The sequence below is a fragment of the Streptomyces griseobrunneus genome, assembly GCF_046713465.1.
GTDB classification, from domain to species: Bacteria; Actinomycetota; Actinomycetes; order Streptomycetales; family Streptomycetaceae; genus Streptomyces; species Streptomyces microflavus.
The window spans coordinates 3,719,568-3,735,581 of sequence record NZ_CP177080.1 but is presented as its reverse complement, the minus strand read 5'-3'; the positions used below and the strand labels follow the sequence as shown (position 1 = coordinate 3,735,581).

Here is a 16,014-nt window from a genome sequence, read left to right as displayed (position 1 = left end):
GTGCGCCCACGTGGCGTCCAACAAGCCTGCCCCTGAGGCCCCGTCACCCTTCACTGCCGACGGTATCGGTGGCCCGGAGCGGACCTGGGAGGAGTGGAACCCCACCGCGGAGTCCATCCGTCCCGTCCGCGGCAAGCACCGCGTGGCCAAGCAGCGAGGCCTCGCCCGCAGCTCCACCGTCCTCGGGGTCGGCGTCATAGCGGCCGTCGGTGCGGGTGGCATGGCCACCGCCCAGAGCAAGCCGCCGGTCTCCATCTCTCTTCCCGATTCCATCGCGGACAACCTCCCCGACGCCAAGTCCCTCCCCGGCGTCGGCGCTTTCATGTCCGAGGACGCCGAGGCCGCGCCGCTCGCCGCCGCACCGATCACCTCCGCGGGCATCACGTCCGCCGAGGCCGAGCAGGGCACCACCGACGCGGGCGAGGCCCTGCGCGCCCGGATCCTCCAGCAGGCCGAGCAGCAGCAGGCCAGCGCCGACGCCGAGGCCAAGGCCGCCGAGGAGAAGGCCGCGGCCGAGAAGGCCGCCGACGAGGCGAAGAAGCAGCAGGACGACGCCGAGGCGAAGGCCAAGGCCAAGATCGCCGCCGAGAAGAAGGCGGCGAAGGAAGCGGCGGAGAAGAAGGCCGAGGAGGAGCGCCTCGCCAAGCTCCGCGCCAGCTACACCCTGCCCGCCTCCTCGTACACGATCACCTCGACCTACGGTCAGTCCGGCGCCATGTGGTCCTCCGGCCAGCACACCGGCCTGGACTTCGCCGGGGCGGCCGGTTCGCCGCTCAAGGCCGTGCACAGCGGCACGATCACGTCGGCCGGCTGGTCCGGTTCCTACGGCTACCGTACGGTCCTCCAGCTCGACGACGGCACGGAGGTCTGGTACGCCCACCAGTCCTCGATCGACGTCTCGGTCGGCCAGAAGGTCAGCACCGGCGAGACCATCGGCCGCATGGGCGCGACCGGCAACGTCACCGGTGTCCACCTCCACCTGGAGGTCCACACCGCGGGCGGCTCGGCCCTGAACCCGATGGCCTGGCTGAACAGCAAGGGCCTGAACGTCTGAGCCCCCCGCGTCCCCGCGGGCGCACGCACCACCCCCGAAACCCCGGCAGCCCTGACGCTCACCCCCCGACGTCAGGGCTGCCGGTCTGTCCGGGGGCGGGGGGTGGCAGGGCCCGGCGTACGTGGAGGCGGTGGAATACCCGGCGCCGCCGGCGCCGTTGAACACCCACATGACTTCTCTGCGCACCCTCGGCAACTCCGACCTCCAGGTCTTCCCCCTCTCCCTCGGCGGCAACGTCTTCGGTTGGACGGCCGACGAGGAGCAGTCGTTCGCCGTCCTGGACGCGTACGCCGCGGCCGGCGGCAACTTCATCGACACCGCCGACGCCTACACCGCCTGGATCGAGGGCAACCAGGGCGGCGAGTCGGAGACCGTCATCGGCAAGTGGCTCGCCTCGCGCGGTAACCGCTCCGACATCGTGGTGGCCACCAAGGTCGGTGCCCACCCCGGCTACAAGGGGCTCTCCGCCGCCACCATCAAGGGTGCGGCCGAGCAGTCGCTGCGCCGGCTCGGCACCGACCACATCGACCTCTACTACACGCACTTCGACGACGAGACCGTCCCGGTCGAGGAGATCATCACCGCCCTCGACCAGCTGGTGAAGGACGGCAAGGTGCGCCACATCGCCGCCTCCAACATCAGCCCCGAGCGCCTCCAGGCCTCCCTGGACTTCTCCGAACGCGAGGGCCTGGCCCGGTACATCGCGCTCCAGCCGCACTACAACCTGGTCTCCCGCGCCACCTACGAGGGCCCGCTCCAGGAGACCGCCGCCCGCGCCGGCCTCGCCGCCGTCCCGTACTTCGCGCTGGCCTCCGGCTTCCTCACCGGCAAGTACCGCCCAGGCACGAACGTGGAGAGCGCCCGCTCCGCGAAGGCGGGCGAGCACCTGGAGTCGGAGCGGGGCCGCAAGGTGCTCGCCGCCCTCGACAAGGTCGCCACGGAACGGGACGCCGAGATCGCCACGGTCGCCCTCGCCTGGCTCGCTGCCCGCCTGACGGTCGCGGCCCCGATCGCCTCCGCCCGCACGGTCGAACAGCTCCCCGCGCTCCTGGCCGTGGCGGACCTGGAGCTGACGGAGGCGGAGCTGGCGGTGCTCACGGAGGCCTCGGCCTGACCCGGCCCGCCTGAACCGCCTTACGGGGGAGGCGGGGTGGGGTTGTAGGGGCTGCCGCCGGGTTGGCCGTGCCGGCCGTACTGACTGTGCTGGCCCTGCTGGCCGTACGCATGGGGCTGCGGGGCCGGGTAGCCGTACCCGGTTCCTTGGCCCTGGCTCTGCCCGTAACCCTGGCTCTGCCCGTAACCCTGGCTCTGCCCGTATCCGTATCCCTGGCCGTACCCGTACCCGTACCCGTGCCCGTGCCCCTGGCCCTGTCCGTTTCCGTACGGCATCGGGGGGCGGGGGTACGCATGTGGGCGCGGGCCGCTGCCGGTGATGCGGGCCGCGTGGGTGAGGGCCGGGCCCGCGATGGGGCGGCGCTGCCAGAGATGGTGCAGCAGCTCCCGTTCCCGCTCGGCGAAGTCCGGGCCCGCCGCGTCGTGGCGGGCGAGGCGGCGCAGGCCGGCCAGGGAGGTCGCGAACGACTCGTACTCGGCGACCGCGCGGGCCGCCGCCCGGCCCCGGGACCTGTCCTGCCGCCCGTGCCAGTGGCGGGCCAGGTCGCGGGCCGTGCCCCGGGTCCGCATCGAGGCGAGCGCCAGTGGCTCGGCCGGGCCCAGCCAGCCTGCCGTGGCGTACGCGGGCAGTTCGGCGGCGAGCGTCCGCAGCTCACGTCGGCGCCACCAGACCGCCAGCCAGGTCAGCAGCGCGAACGCCGGGACCATCACCATCCCGTACACCGCGTAGAAGCCGTACGGGCCGAAGGCCGACGAGCCGTTCCACAGGGCGTGCAGGCCCATCGAGAGGAGCAGGCCGAGCAGCGGCAGGGCGATCCGGCGGACCCGGTGGTGGCGGCCGCTGATGGCCGCGAAGCCGAAGCCGAGGCCGGTGAGGACCGTGAACAGCGGATGCGCGAACGGTGACATCACGATCCGTACGAAGAACGTCCCGGCGGTCACCGAGGCGAACCCGGAACTGCCCATCATCTGGTCCTCACCGAAGGCGTTGCCCAGATAGAGGATGTTCTCGGTGAAGGCGAAGCCCGTGGCGGTGAACCCGGCGACCACGATGCCGTCGACCACGCCCCGGAACTCCCGTCGCCGGAAGACGAAGATCAGCAGTACGGAGACGGCCTTGGCGCTCTCCTCCACGACCGGGGCGATCACCGTGGCGCCCAGGGTGTCGGCGCTCGACGGGTCGGCGGTGGCGGTGGCTATCCAGCGCATCGCGAACGAGTTGGCGATGATCGCGACGAGCGCGGCGGCGCACGCGCCCCAGGCGAAGGAGAAGATCAGGTTCCGCCAGGGGCCGGGCTCGACCCGGTCGAGCCAGCGGAAGGCGGCCATCAGGAGCGGCACCGGAAGCACCGCCAGGCCCAGGCCGACCAGGAACCCCTCCGGGCCCGTCTGTTCGCGGACGAGGGCGAGGATCACCAGCCCGCACAGCGCGAGCGCCACGGTCACGGCCCCGACGCGGAACGCCTTGCTGCGCCACACCATGCCGACGCGGCGCGGCCGGTACCTCCACCGGCCGCGCTCCGGCACGGCGCCCAGCACCTCGTCGAGCCGCTGCTCGTGGAGGACCGGGACCGCCGGCTGCCGCTGCTGGTACTGCACGGAACCGTCGGACACCCCTTGACCCTAACGAGGAGCACTGACACCCGGCGACGGTGCATCCGGCCAGGATGCGGCGCTTCCGGGCAGCGACAGGCGGTTCGTCAGATACGGGCTGTGCGTCAGATGCGGGCGAACAGCAGGTCGTGGACGACGTGGCCCTTGTCCAGGCCCTGGCCCTCGAAGCGGGTGAGCGGCCGGAACGCCGGACGCGGCGCGTATCCGCCGTCCGCCGCCGTGTTCTCGAAGCGGGGGTGCGCGGTCAGTACCTCCAGCATCTGCTCCGCGTACGGCTCCCAGTCCGTCGCGCAGTGGATGATCGCGCCGGGCTTGAGCACCGGGGCCACCAGGTCCAGGAACTCGGGCTGGATCAGCCGCCGCTTGTGGTGCCGGGCCTTGGGCCACGGGTCGGGGAAGTAGACGCGCAGGCCGTCGAGCGAGGCGGGGACCAGCATCTCGCGGAGCAGGATCACCGCGTCGCCGTTGGCCACCCGCACATTGGTCGAGCCCGCCCTGTCCGCGAGGCCCAGCAGGTTGCCCTGGCCGGGGGTGTGGACGTCGACGGCGAGGATGCCGGTGCCCGGGTCGTCGGCCGCCATCTGCGCGGTGGCCTCGCCCATGCCGAAACCGATCTCCAGGACGACCGGCAGGCCGTCGAACAGGTCGGCCAGGTCCAGGACGCGCCTGCCGTCGATGTCCAGGCCCCACTGCGGCCACAGCCGCTCCAGGGCGTCCTGCTGCCCGGTGGTGACCCGGCTGCGGCGCGGCTGGAAGCTGCGGATCCGGCGCTCGTGGTGAGAGCCGGCCGGGTCGGCGGCGGGGCCGCCGGGGAAACGGGGCTCCTGGCGCAGCCGGCGCGCGCGCTCGAAGGAGGCGGCCCGCAGCGCGGCGGCTTCGTCGGCGGTCGACCCGGCCGGGGCCGTGGCGTCGGCGGCGGTGGAGCCGGTCGCGGAGGCGTGGACCGTCGTGGCGTCGGCCGTCCCGGGTTCGGAGGCCGCGGCGGTGGTGGGGTTCAAGGGCTGCTCAGACACAATGACCCAATTCTACGGCGGGCGGCCTCCATCCCGTCTCCTGAGCCCGGCGCAGCGCACGCCGCGCCACCTCCCGCCCGATCGGCAGGCACGCCGTCGCGGCGGGCGAGGGAGCGTTGAGCACATGCACGGTGTGCGGGGCCTCGCGGATCAGGAAGTCGTCGACGAGCGTGCCGTCCTTCAGCACCGCCTGGGCCCGGACCCCGGCGGGCGACGGGCGCAGGTCGTGCTCGGTGACCGCGGGCAGCAGCCGCTGTACGGCCCGGGTGAAGGCGGTCCTGGAGAGCGAGCGGTGCACCTCGCCGGCCCCGTACCGCCAGTGTCTGCGGGCGATCGTCCAGGTGCCCGGCCAACTCAGTGTGGACAGCAGTTCGGCGGGGCGCACCACCGGCCAGCCGTACCCCTCGCGGGCCAGGGCGGGGACCGCGTTCGGCCCGACGTGGACGGAGCCGTCGAACCCCCGGGTCAGGTGGACGCCGAGGAAGGGGAAGGCCGGGTCCGGCACCGGGTAGACCAGTCCGCGCACCAGCTCGGGGCGGGCCAGCTCGTAGTACTCGCCGCGGAAGGGCAGGATCCGCACCCCGGGGTCGTCGCCCGCGAGCCGGGCCACCCGGTCGCAGTGCAGCCCCGCGCAGTTGACCAGGGTCCGGGCGCGGACGACCAGGCCGTCCGCCGTGCGCACCGCCACGCCCCAGGGGCGCCGGTCTATCGCGGTGACCTCCGCCCCGTACCGCACGACGCCGCCGGCCGCGGCGACCTCCGTCGCGAAGCGGGTGGCGACGGCGGTGAAGTCGCAGACGCCCGTGGTGGCGACCCGGATCGCCGCGAGACCCCGGACCTCGGGCTCGTACTCCGCGATCTGCGCCGGGCCCAGCTCCCGCACGGGCAGTCCGTGCTCCCGGCCGCGCTGGACCAGGCTGTGCAGCCGGGGCAGCTCGGAGCGCTCGGTGGCGACGATCAGCTTGCCGGTGGTGGCGTGGGCGATACCGTGCTCGGCGCAGAAGTCGGCCAGCTCGGCGGAGCCGCGGAGCGCGTACCGCGCCTTGAGCGAACCGGGGCGGTAGTAGATACCGCTGTGGATCACTCCGCTGTTGCGCCCCGTCTGGTGGCGGGCGGGGCCGTGCTCCTTCTCCAGGACCGTCACCCGGGTGCCCGGAGCGGCCCGCTGCAACGCATACGCGGTCGACAGACCGACGATCCCGCCGCCGATCACCAGCACATCGCAGTCGTACGCCGCGTGCGTCATCATCACGCCACCTCCCACCCCGATAGTGCACTGACCCACTGACAACGGGCTCAAACCCGATCCGGGCAGGGCGTGGCGCACACGGTGGCCGGCGGGCGCCGAAAGCACCCGCCGGGGCGGCTCAGACCTGGGTCACCAGCAGCGGGCGGGCCCGCTCCCGCAGCTCTGCGACGCGGGGCTCGTCCCCGTACGGTTCGAGCCGGTGGAGCAGGTCGCGCACGTACTCCGTGGTGCGGGCCGAGGAGATCCGGCCGGCCACCTCCACCGCCCGGGTGCCCGCCGCGCAGGCCGCGTCGAGGTTCCCCGACTCCAGCTCGGCGACGGCGGAGACGACGAGCCGCAGTCCGTGGCTGCGGACGAACTCGTCGGTCGGCCGGGAGAGCGCCTGTTCGGTGAAGCGCCTCACCTGCCGGGGCGCCTTGAGGTCGCGGTAGCACTCGGCGGCGTCCGCGGCGAACCGGTCGTAGGAGTAGAAGCCGAGCCAGGACGGGTCGGCGTCGCCCGCCCGGGACCGCTCCAGCCAGCTCTCCGCGCCCTTGAGCGCGGCCCCCGCGGCCGGTGCGTCGCCGGCCTTGGCGTGGGCGCGGGCCTCCACCAGCCGGAAGAAGCTCATGGTGCGGGCGGTGGCCAGGCCCCGGTTGCGCTCGACGGCGGCCTGGGCCAGGTCGACGCCCTCGTCGGCGAAGCCCCGGTAGGTCGCCTGGAGGGACATCGAGGCGAGGACATAGCCGCCGAGCGGTACGTCGGCGGCGGCGCGGGCCAGGCGCAGGGCCTGGATGTAGTAGCGCTGGGCGGCCTCCTGCTGGCCGGTGTCGAACGCCATCCACCCCGCGAGACGGGTCAGCTCGGCCGAGGCGCCGAACAGCGCCCGGCCCACCTCGTCGGTGTACGAGCCGAGGAGCAGGGGTGCCGCGTCGACACGTAAGCACTCGGGGACCATGGAGGAACGCCAGTCGCCGCCGCCGTACTTGGAGTCCCAGCGCCGGGCGTCCTGGGCCGCCTCGCGCAGCTTCATCACATCGCTGTGCCCCACCCGCAGCGGAGAGGCGTCCGCGGCGGACTCCGGACCGGGCTGTACGGGAACGGAGCCGCCCGCCGTGCCGTGAGGTGTGTGCAGGATGTGTGCACCGCGGCCGTCCGCCGCGCCCTGCGGTCCCCGCGGACCGGGCGCGCCAGGGCCGTCCTGGCCGCCGCCCCGGGCACCGAGGATCGCCGCCTGTGCCGCCGTCGGGTCGCGGGCGACCGACGGATCGGCGGGGGTTATCAGCCAGCGGGACGCGGGGGTCGCATAGGCGCTCACCGCGAACGAACCGGCCAGCGATTGCCAGATCCCGCCGCCGCCCCTGCGCCCGGCCAGATCCAGCCGGTACAGCTCGGTCGCCGACCTGACCGCCTCGCCCACATCGCGGGGGAAGGCGAGGCCGACCTCCGGCGCGGGGTCCGCGTCGGCGAGACCGATCTCGTGCAGCGGGACCGGCCGGCCGAGCTTGGCCCCGATCGCCGCCGCGATCAGATGGGGTGCCGCACCCTGCGGCACCATCCCCTTGGCGACCCACCGGGCCACCGAGGTCTTGTCGTAGCGAAGTGTCAGACCGCGCTGTGCTCCGAGGTCGTTGACCCGCCGGGCGAGCCCGGCGTTACTGATTCCCGCGAGGGCGAGAACCGTGCCGAGCTTCTCGTTCGGCCCGCGTTGCTCCCTGGACATGCGCCACCCCTCGACACACAGACAGCCGCCGCGACACCGAGGACGGCGCGCGGCATTCGTACCGATGCTCCCCAGGTTCGAACCCTCGTACTCCGCCTGCACACGCATGTGGCCGAGCCCCGAGGAATATGCCCCCCTGTTGAGAACACCAGTAAACACAGCGTAGTTCTCCCCATCCCTACCGTTAAGGGGCGGACGTCCGTATGGCGGGATTGTTGTCCGTGCGGGCGGCCGGGTCCGCGCTCCGGGGGTGCGCGGACCGGGGTGGGGCGTGCTCCTGGTGTGTGGCCGTGCGCCCGGCCGTGCGCTCTGGCCGGGCCCGTAGGGGAGGGGCTTGGCTGGGTACCGCGTGGGTCGGCTCACTGCACTGGACTCAGTGGGCTGGGGGATAACGCCGCTCCATTCCCCGCGGGCGGCGGACCGGTCCGGGAGGTGAGGCCCACCTCCCGGACTGTGCGTGGAAGGGTCCGCCGCGGGGGCGCGGACGGGTATGCGCGGGCGGCGGAGCCTCATGAGAATGGCTGAATAACGACTGTCCGGTGACGGTCTGGCCAACGGTCCGACTATGGCCGGATTTCATGCGCTCTTTAAGGGCGGTGGCGCCTCCTCCGCTTCCCCGGCCGGCGCGCCTCGGCGTGGGGCCGGGAAGCCCACGGTGCCGCCCTAACTCGCGGAATCGGTACTTCCGTTGTCGGCGATGCGGTGAAGACTGCGGCCGGGACGGTTCCCGGCCTTTGCCAGGGGCGCATGCTCTTCCGGCGTGCGCTGCCCGTACCCCCTCTCCTGCGGCCCTGTCGTGGCAGCATGTCCCGCAGCGGCGATTCGACTCGGTACAGTGCGCCGCTTGTCCACAGCCTGTGGAGGCGGCGATGCGTTGGTTGGTGGGATGGAGCAGTATCGCCGCGAGCTTCGGCACCGTCGGTGCGGTCGGCAACGGCGGTGAGGGGCGCACGGTCCACCCCGTGGGCTCCCAACTCCTGTGGGGCGACCCGGATCCGCTCTGGGCGGTGGGCGACTGGCGCCCCGACGAGATCCGCGTCATCGGCGTGGCGACCCCCGAAGGCGCCCCCACCGCCCGCCTCGCCGTACTCGGCTGCTGCGGGGCCACCGACGAGCAGCTGCGCGTCGGGCTGCTCGCCGCGCGGGGCGGGGCCATGCGCCACCTCACCGCCTGGCCGGGCAGCTACACCGCCGTCGTCCAGATCGGCCGCCGCATCACCGTCGCGGGCGACCTGGCCGGCGCCCGGCCCGTCTTCCACACCCCCTGGGCCAACGGCACCGCCTACGCCACCGCCGCCCTGCCGCTGGCCGACCTCATCGAGGCCCAGCTCGACATCGGCCACCTCGCCGCCCTGCTCGCCTGCCCGGAGACGCCGGAGGCGCTCGGCGACGGCACCCCGTACGCCGGGGTCAAGCGGGTCCCGCCGGGCCACGCCCTCATCCTGCGGGAGGGCTCGCGGGAGATCACCGGGTACGAGGCGGTCGCCTCCCTCGCCGTCGCCGCGCCCCAGGTCGACCCGGTGCACGCGGTGGAGGGCGTACGCGACGCGCTCGTCGAAGCGGTACGCGCCCGGCTCACAGCCCCCCGCCACGCTCCGGAGACCGCGCCGCAGGACCCGGGGCCCGTCCCCGGCATGGGACCCGCCGACCGCCGCGCGGCCCGGGGCGGCCCGGTGGCCGGTATCGGCGCCGACCTCTCCGGCGGCAGCGCGTCCGCCACCCTCGCCCTGCTCGCCTCCGGGCTGCCCGGACTGCCCGGCACCCTCCTCGGCCACGGCAGCGGCGCCGGGGAGCGGCTGCTCGCCGTCACCTTCAACGACCTCACCACCCGCGGCCACGAGGACGAGCTGGAGCGCGCCCGCGCCATCGCCGCCAACCCGCGCCTGCACCACGTGGTCGTCGCGGCGGGCGAAGAGGCCCTGCCGTACGCCTCGTTGGGGACCGGCGCCCTCACCGACGAACCGGGCCCCTCGCTCGTCGTCGCCGAACGCCATCGCCGCCGCCTCGCCGCGGGCAGCGCCGACCATCTGGTGGGGCACGGCGCCCGGCAGGTCCTGGACGCCCACCCGGCCCGCCTCGCCGACCTCCTGATGGACCGGCAGAGACGCCACCTCCTGCGCCCCGTCGCCGCCCTCACCAAGGCCGAAGGCCCCTCGGCGCACTCCCTGTTCGTCCCGCTGACGCTCTACCGCGCGGCCCGCCGGCTGGCCCGTACGTCGTACCGCACCGGCCTGGAGACCGCCGCCGGACTGCTCCCCGACGCCAACCGGTACGCCCCCGACCTCGCGACCCCCGCCGATGCCTCGCTGGCCGCTCTCGCCTGGTCGCGCCCGGGACCGGCGGCCCGCTGGCTGACGGGCGAGGCGCTCGCCGAAGTATCGGTTCGCCTTCAGGCGGCGGCGATCCGGCCCACCTCCGTACAGCGGCCCGGCGAGGCCCGGGCCCGGGCCGCCCTGGCCCGCAGCGCCGCCGACCACCGGATCCTGGAGCAGGCGGCGGAGATCCGCAGCCAGCGCCTGCACGCGCCGTTCCTGGACAACCAGGTGGTCCGGGCGGCCCGCGCGTTGCCCGAGTCGCTGCGCGTCCAGCCGGGCGCCCGGGCCGCGATCCTGCGCCGGGTGCTGGGCGGGGCCGGCATCCACGACCTGCCGCCCGGCTGGGGCGCCCCGTCCCAGGCCACCTCCACCGCCGTCACCCGGACCGGCCTGCGCACCGCGCTGCCCGAACTGATGGCCCTGTTCGACGCCCCGCTCCTCGCCGACGCGGGCCTGGTCGAGGCGCGGGTCGTCCGCAAGGCCCTGCGCGCCGCCTCCGAGGGCGAGCCGCTCCCGTTGGACGGCTTGGCGGAGCTGGCCTCCACCGAGCTGTGGCTGCGCCGCCTGGTGACCCGTCGGGGGACGTGCTGGACGGGTACGGCGGCCCCGCGCCAGCGTGCGGTGGCGGGCGGCGTGCTCCCGTCCCGGCGCACGCTCCAGCCGTGACGGGAAGCCGACCCACCGGGCCGGGCCCAGGACCCTGCCGGGCCGGGCTCAGGCGCAGCTGATCCGGGACTCCGCCCAGTCGGCCAGGGCCACCCCGCCCAACGGCCCCTGGGGCTCCACCACGAGCCGGATCGACGACTGGCCGCCGATCGCGACGCTGACCGGGACCGCGGGGTCGCCGCCCTTCATGACGGGGGAGCGCCACAGCCGCGCCCCGTTCCCGTCGAAGACGGAGAAGCGGGCCGCGCCGAGCCCCATCGTCAGGTCGTCCACGCCGACCATCGCCTGGTAGCGGGTGCACGGGCGGTTCAGCTGGATGGTGACGGAGGACCGGGCGTGCACGGTCACCCCGTGCGCGTACCGCGTCCCGGCGATCGCCACGTTCGAACGCTGCCAGATCCAGCTGCTCTGCCCCATCACCACCTCCGGCTCGGTGTGGTCGCCGAGCAGGGAGTACGAGAGCTCGCTGACCTGGTAGACGGTCGGGGCGGGGGCCGGCGGGGGCGGCTTCGGAGCAGGAGGGGGCTCCGGGGCGGGCGGCTGCGGGGCGGGCGCGGGCGGCGTGGGCTCCGGCGGCTCGGGGGAGGGCGTGGGCTCGGCGCTCGGCGTCGGTGCCGGGTCGGGGGGCGTCGGCTCGGGCTCCGGTTCCGTCGGCGCGGGCGGTACGGGGGCGGGCGCGGGCGGAGGTTCCGGTTCCGGCGCGGGCGGTTGTGGTGCCGGCACCGCGGGCGCCACCGCCGGGGGTTTCGCCACGGGCTTGGGCTCCGGCTTCGGCTGGTCGTCGCCGACGAGCGCCCACACCAGACCGGCGGCGGCCACGGCGACGGCCGCCGCGATCCCGGCCTTGGCTGGCGCGCCGAGGCCTTCGGAGGCCGCGGCGCCCCCGGAGGAGCTCGCGGAGGAGCCCGCCCCGGTGGCCGCGGCGGCGGCTCCCGCCCCGGCGGCGCCCGCGGCACCGCCCGCCACCACTCCGGCGGCCTTGAGCGAGTACCCGGCGGCGAACCAGCCGATGACCGCGATCGGCAGCAGCGCCGGGATCCCGGCGTTCACATGCTCCAGCTCGCCCGCGGCCACACGGCACTTCGCGCACTCGTCGAGATGCTTGCGCAGACCGCGCTCGGCCCGCATCCGCAGCCCGCCCCGGGCGTAGGCGCCGAGCCGGTCCGCGTACTGCGCGCAGTCGCCCCCGGTCGTGAGCGCCTGGCTCACATGGGCCTGGAGGTACGCCTGCTTGAGCCCTTCGCGGGCCCGACTGGCCAGGACGGCGGTGGCGTTGGCGGTCAGGCCGAAGAGCGGGGCGATCTCGCTGGGCGACTCCTCCTCCACCGTGGTGTGCCAGAGCACCGCCTGCCAGCGCTCCGGCAGGCTCCGGAACGCCTCCATGGCCATCGACTGCTCGGCCTCGTGCATCGCCAGTACATCGGCGCCGAGGTCGAGGGTGTCGTCGTCGGAGAGCTCCGAGGTGCGCGAGGCCTGCGCGGCGAACACCGCGAAGTCGTCGACCAGGTGCTCCCGCTTGGCGCTCTTCGTCCAGGCGGCGGCGACATGGCGGACGGCGGTCATCAGATAGGCCCGGACGGCCTCCTGCGGCCCCTTGCCGCCCCGTACGGCCTGGAGGGTGCGGGCGAACACCTCGGCGGTCAGGTCGTCGGCGGTGTGCCCGTCCCGGCAGCAACTGCGGGCGTACCGGCGGACCGCGCCCGAGTGGCGCCGGAACAGCTCCTCGTAGGCGAGGTTGTCCCCGTCGCGCATGCCCTCGATCAACTGGGCGTCGGACAGCCCGGCATCGGGGGACCCACCGCGGCCCTCGCGCTGCGGCGGCACCGCGTACGCGCCGATGCCACCGGAGACGTCGTCCCCGGCGTTGTCCCCGGCGTCGGCCTCGGAGACGGCCGGCCACGGGCCTGGCAGCACGGTGCCGCCCTCGGCCTCCCCGTCCGCCGGTCCACGTCCTGGCTGGGCCGGCACAAGCCCGGAGGACATCCCGTCGGCCTTCGTGCCCCCGCCCGCCGCAGCGATCTCGTCGAGCGGCTCTTCCTGCTGCTCGTTACCGCTCATCGCGGAAGCCCCCGTATACACCCTCGGACCCGAATACCGGCCAAGACTGCCACATGGCTCAATCGCGATGGACCCTCAGTCCAGGCAACCACTCATCCGGGGCGTTCTCTCGAATGTGAGTACTGGAGACCCCCCTTTCGGGGAATGAATCCCCGCTGTTTCGCCTGCCGGAACCCGTTCGCCTGTTCGCCGACGCGAGCATCGCCCCGACCGACGCACCGACTGGCCCTCCGACGGACCGGGCCACCCACCCGACCGCACGCAACGTGAACGAGCGGTCGAGCGGGCACCCGACGTCAGACAGCAGGCCGGGACCGCAGCCCCTCCAGCAGGATGTCCAGCAGCCGGGCCGAGGCCGCCGCCTGCTGGACGGCGTCCGGCAGGGACGGAGCGGCCGTGGCGATGACCAGCAGCACGTCGGCCACCGTCACATCCCCGCGCAGCTCGCCCGACTCCCGCGCCCGGTCCACCAGCCGGCCCACGACCTCCAGCAGTTCGGCCGCGCCCGAATCCTCGCCGAGGCCGTCGAGCCCGTCCCCGCCGCCGGCGCGCCGGCCCACGACGCGGAGGTCGGCCTGGGCCACACCCTGCCGCTGCTGCGGAACACGGGTCTCGTCGCCCGCGTCACCCGTCACCGGCGCTCCCGGCTCCTCCGCGTCGACCCCGACCCGCAGCACCTGCGGCGGCAGCAGCCTGCCCGCGCCCGATGCCACCGAGGTCCGCAGGAAGCGGGAGAGCGCCGACCAGGGCTCCTCCTCCTGCCCCAGAGCCGTACGCGCCTGCTCGGTCAGCCGGGAGGTCTCCTCCTCGGCTATCCGCCGCACCAGCACGTCCTTGCTGGGAAAGCGCCGGTAGACCGTGCCGACCCCGACGCGGGCGCGGCGTGCCACGTCCTCCATCGGCGCGCCGTACCCCAGCTCCCCGAACACCTCACGCGCTGCCCGCAGCACGTGCTCCAGATTGCGCTGCGCGTCGACGCGCAGCGGAGCCGAACGCGGAGTGCCCACCGGTGAGGTGGGTGCGGACGATCCGTTGGCAGCGGGAGCGGCCGAGGCCGATCCGATCGCCGCCGCGCTCACCGCCGCCGCGGAACGCACCGCGTCGGCCGAGCTCATGACACCGAGCGCGCCCACGGAGCCCAGACGTCCGTGGTCCTTGGACGCGAGCGAGCGCGTGGACTGCCCGTGCGAATCCTGAATATGCATAACTTCCCCCGGTTATGACGTCTCCCCCCGGAGACTTCCCCGCCTTGTCGGTCGGGGAGTGAGCACAACGAAATCCGCACCCGACTCCCGACGGGTTACGAACATAGTTGAGCCCGCGTCAATTCAGAAGGGGGTAGTTCCGCATGGTGCGCCCCCCGATCGGAGCAGAAGCACCCCAACCCCCCGCCCGCCCCCGCCCACACGTCCCTCGCACCGGGCCTGACCTGCGCCGCTTCCGTACGGCCCGGCCGACCGGCCGGGACCGCCCCGCCGGACCCTCCGGTCACACAATTTGCCGGGCCTGTGGACAAACCACTGACTCCGTTGCGTCATGGGGTGGTGATGGCTCCAGATTCCCGGGGGACGACCCCCGGCACCCGGCCAGGTGTGCGCATTCTCGTCGTCGGCGGAGGCTACGTCGGGATGTACACGGCGCTGCGTCTCCAACGGAAGTTGAAGCAGAGACTCAAGAGCGGGGACGCCGAGATCGTGGTCGTCACGCCCGAGCCGTACATGACGTACCAGCCCTTCCTCCCCGAAGCGGCCGCCGGCTCGATCTCGCCCCGCCATGTGGTCGTACCGCTGCGCCGCGTCCTGAACCGCTGCACGATCGTCATCGGTGAGGCCGAACGCGTCGACCACGCCAAACGGACGGCCACCGTCACCACCCTGGCCACGGCGGAGGACGGCACCGGCGCCCTGGAGATCGGGTACGACGAGATCGTCATCGCCCCCGGATCCGTCTCGCGCACCCTCCCCGTGCCCGGCCTCGCCGACTTCGGCATCGGGTTCAAGACCGTCGAGGAAGCCATCGGGCTGCGCAACCACGTCATCGAACAGATGGACATCGCGTCCGCCACCCGCGACCCCGCCATCCGCGACGCCGCGCTCACCTTCGTCTTCGTCGGCGGCGGTTACGCGGGCGTGGAGGCGCTCGCCGAGCTGGAGGACATGGCCCGCTACACCGCGCGGTACTACCACAACATCAAGCCCACGGACCTGAGATGGATCCTCGTCGAGGCCTCCGACCGCATCCTCCCCGAGGTCGGCGAGGCCATGGGGAGGTACGCCGTCGGCGAGCTGCGCGGCCGCAGCGTCGACGTACGCCTGGAAACCCGCCTGGAGACCTGCGAGGAGCGGGTCGCCGTCCTGAGCGACGGTTCCCGCTTCCCCACCCGCACGCTCGTGTGGACCGCGGGCGTCAAACCGGCGCCGCTCCTGGCCGCCACCGACCTCCCCCTCACCGAACGCGGCCGGCTCCGCTGTACCGCCACCCTCGGCGTCGAGGGAATGCCGCACGCCTGGGCCGCGGGCGACGCCGCCGCCGTCCCCGACCTCACCGCCGCCGAGCCGGGCAAGGAGACCGCCCCCAACGCCCAGCACGCGGTCCGCCAGGCGAAGGTGCTCGCCGACAACGTCCTGGCGACGCTCGACGGCCGCCCGGTGAAGGAGTACCGCCACAAGTACGCGGGATCCGTCGCCTCTCTGGGCCTCCACAAAGGCGTCGCCCACGTCTACGGTCGCAAGCTCAAGGGTTACCCCGCCTGGCTGATGCACCGCACGTACCACCTCAGCCGGGTGCCGACGTTCAACCGGAAGGCGCGCGTCCTTGCCGAATGGACCCTGGCCGGACTCTTCAAACGGGAGATCGTCTCCCTCGGCTCACTCGAACACCCCCGGGCCGAGTTCGAACTCGCGGCCGGTGGCGGCTCGGCCACCCCGCCCCGCCCCGGCACCCTGCCACGCCCCGAAACCGACGAGAGGCCCGAGGACCCGCCGGGCGGACTGCCGCCCCAGCCCTCCCGCTGACAAGTGCCAGACGGGCGGCCCGAACACGTCCGGAGCACCGCGAGTACGCCGTCCGGACAGCGACCCGACGGCGACTGTCAGTACGGTCGGTCACACTGGACGTGTGACCATAGGTGGGCCCGCACCTGCACAGAGTGACCCGGCCGGCAGTGACCAACAGTGACCAGCAGCGACGCACCGACAGCACGACGAGGCCCGGCTGCGCCTTCCCGGGGG

At 73.9% G+C, this 16,014-nt stretch carries 10 protein-coding genes; 4 read left to right on the top strand and 6 right to left on the bottom strand.

Annotated features, from left to right (window positions below):
• The first annotated feature begins 10 nt into the window (after window positions 1–10).
• A complete protein-coding gene (locus tag ACK8N7_RS17010; RefSeq protein ID WP_500443047.1) occupies window positions 11–1,054 on the top strand; it encodes a M23 family metallopeptidase in 1,044 nt (347 codons plus the stop codon).
• A gap of 169 nt (window positions 1,055–1,223) precedes the next feature.
• A complete protein-coding gene (locus ACK8N7_RS17005) occupies window positions 1,224–2,168 on the top strand; it encodes an aldo/keto reductase (protein WP_500443045.1) in 945 nt (314 codons plus the stop codon).
• 20 nt (window positions 2,169–2,188) lie between these two features.
• On the opposite strand, the gene ACK8N7_RS17000 is transcribed toward ACK8N7_RS17005, so the two are convergent.
• From ACK8N7_RS17000 to ACK8N7_RS16985, 4 genes are all read right to left on the bottom strand, one after another.
• A complete protein-coding gene (locus tag ACK8N7_RS17000; protein ID WP_500443043.1) occupies window positions 2,189–3,781 on the bottom strand; it encodes a PrsW family intramembrane metalloprotease in 1,593 nt (530 codons plus the stop codon).
• Between the two features lie 104 nt (window positions 3,782–3,885).
• Window positions 3,886–4,794 (bottom strand): tRNA (guanosine(46)-N7)-methyltransferase TrmB, encoded by a 909-nt coding sequence (gene trmB, locus ACK8N7_RS16995; RefSeq protein WP_500443041.1) that lies wholly within the window; start codon window positions 4,792–4,794, stop codon window positions 3,886–3,888.
• Window positions 4,787–6,043 (bottom strand): L-2-hydroxyglutarate dehydrogenase, encoded by a 1,257-nt coding sequence (lhgD, locus tag ACK8N7_RS16990; protein WP_500443039.1) that lies wholly within the window; start codon window positions 6,041–6,043, stop codon window positions 4,787–4,789. The genes trmB and lhgD overlap by 8 nt, the downstream gene beginning before the upstream one ends.
• 118 nt (window positions 6,044–6,161) lie before the next feature.
• Entirely contained in the window at window positions 6,162–7,745 is a 1,584-nt protein-coding gene (locus ACK8N7_RS16985) for an NsdA family TPR-like regulatory protein (RefSeq protein WP_500443037.1), read from the bottom strand.
• A gap of 869 nt (window positions 7,746–8,614) precedes the next feature.
• Between ACK8N7_RS16985 and ACK8N7_RS16980 the strand changes: the two genes are divergently transcribed.
• Entirely contained in the window at window positions 8,615–10,726 is a 2,112-nt protein-coding gene (locus ACK8N7_RS16980; protein ID WP_403218170.1) for an asparagine synthase-related protein, read from the top strand.
• 48 nt (window positions 10,727–10,774) lie between these two features.
• Here the strand turns inward: ACK8N7_RS16980 and ACK8N7_RS16975 are convergent, their stop codons facing one another.
• The gene (locus ACK8N7_RS16975; protein WP_500443035.1) at window positions 10,775–12,784 is read right to left on the bottom strand and encodes a sigma-70 family RNA polymerase sigma factor; all 2,010 of its coding nucleotides are present in this window, start codon (window positions 12,782–12,784) and stop codon (window positions 10,775–10,777) included.
• Window positions 12,785–13,080: 296 nt separating this feature from the next.
• Window positions 13,081–13,989 (bottom strand): TetR/AcrR family transcriptional regulator, encoded by a 909-nt coding sequence (locus tag ACK8N7_RS16970; protein ID WP_403218172.1) that lies wholly within the window; start codon window positions 13,987–13,989, stop codon window positions 13,081–13,083.
• A 342-nt stretch (window positions 13,990–14,331) separates the two neighbouring features.
• Between ACK8N7_RS16970 and ACK8N7_RS16965 the strand changes: the two genes are divergently transcribed.
• A complete protein-coding gene (locus tag ACK8N7_RS16965) occupies window positions 14,332–15,798 on the top strand; it encodes an NAD(P)/FAD-dependent oxidoreductase (protein ID WP_500443033.1) in 1,467 nt (488 codons plus the stop codon).
• Window positions 15,799–16,014 lie beyond the last annotated feature (216 nt).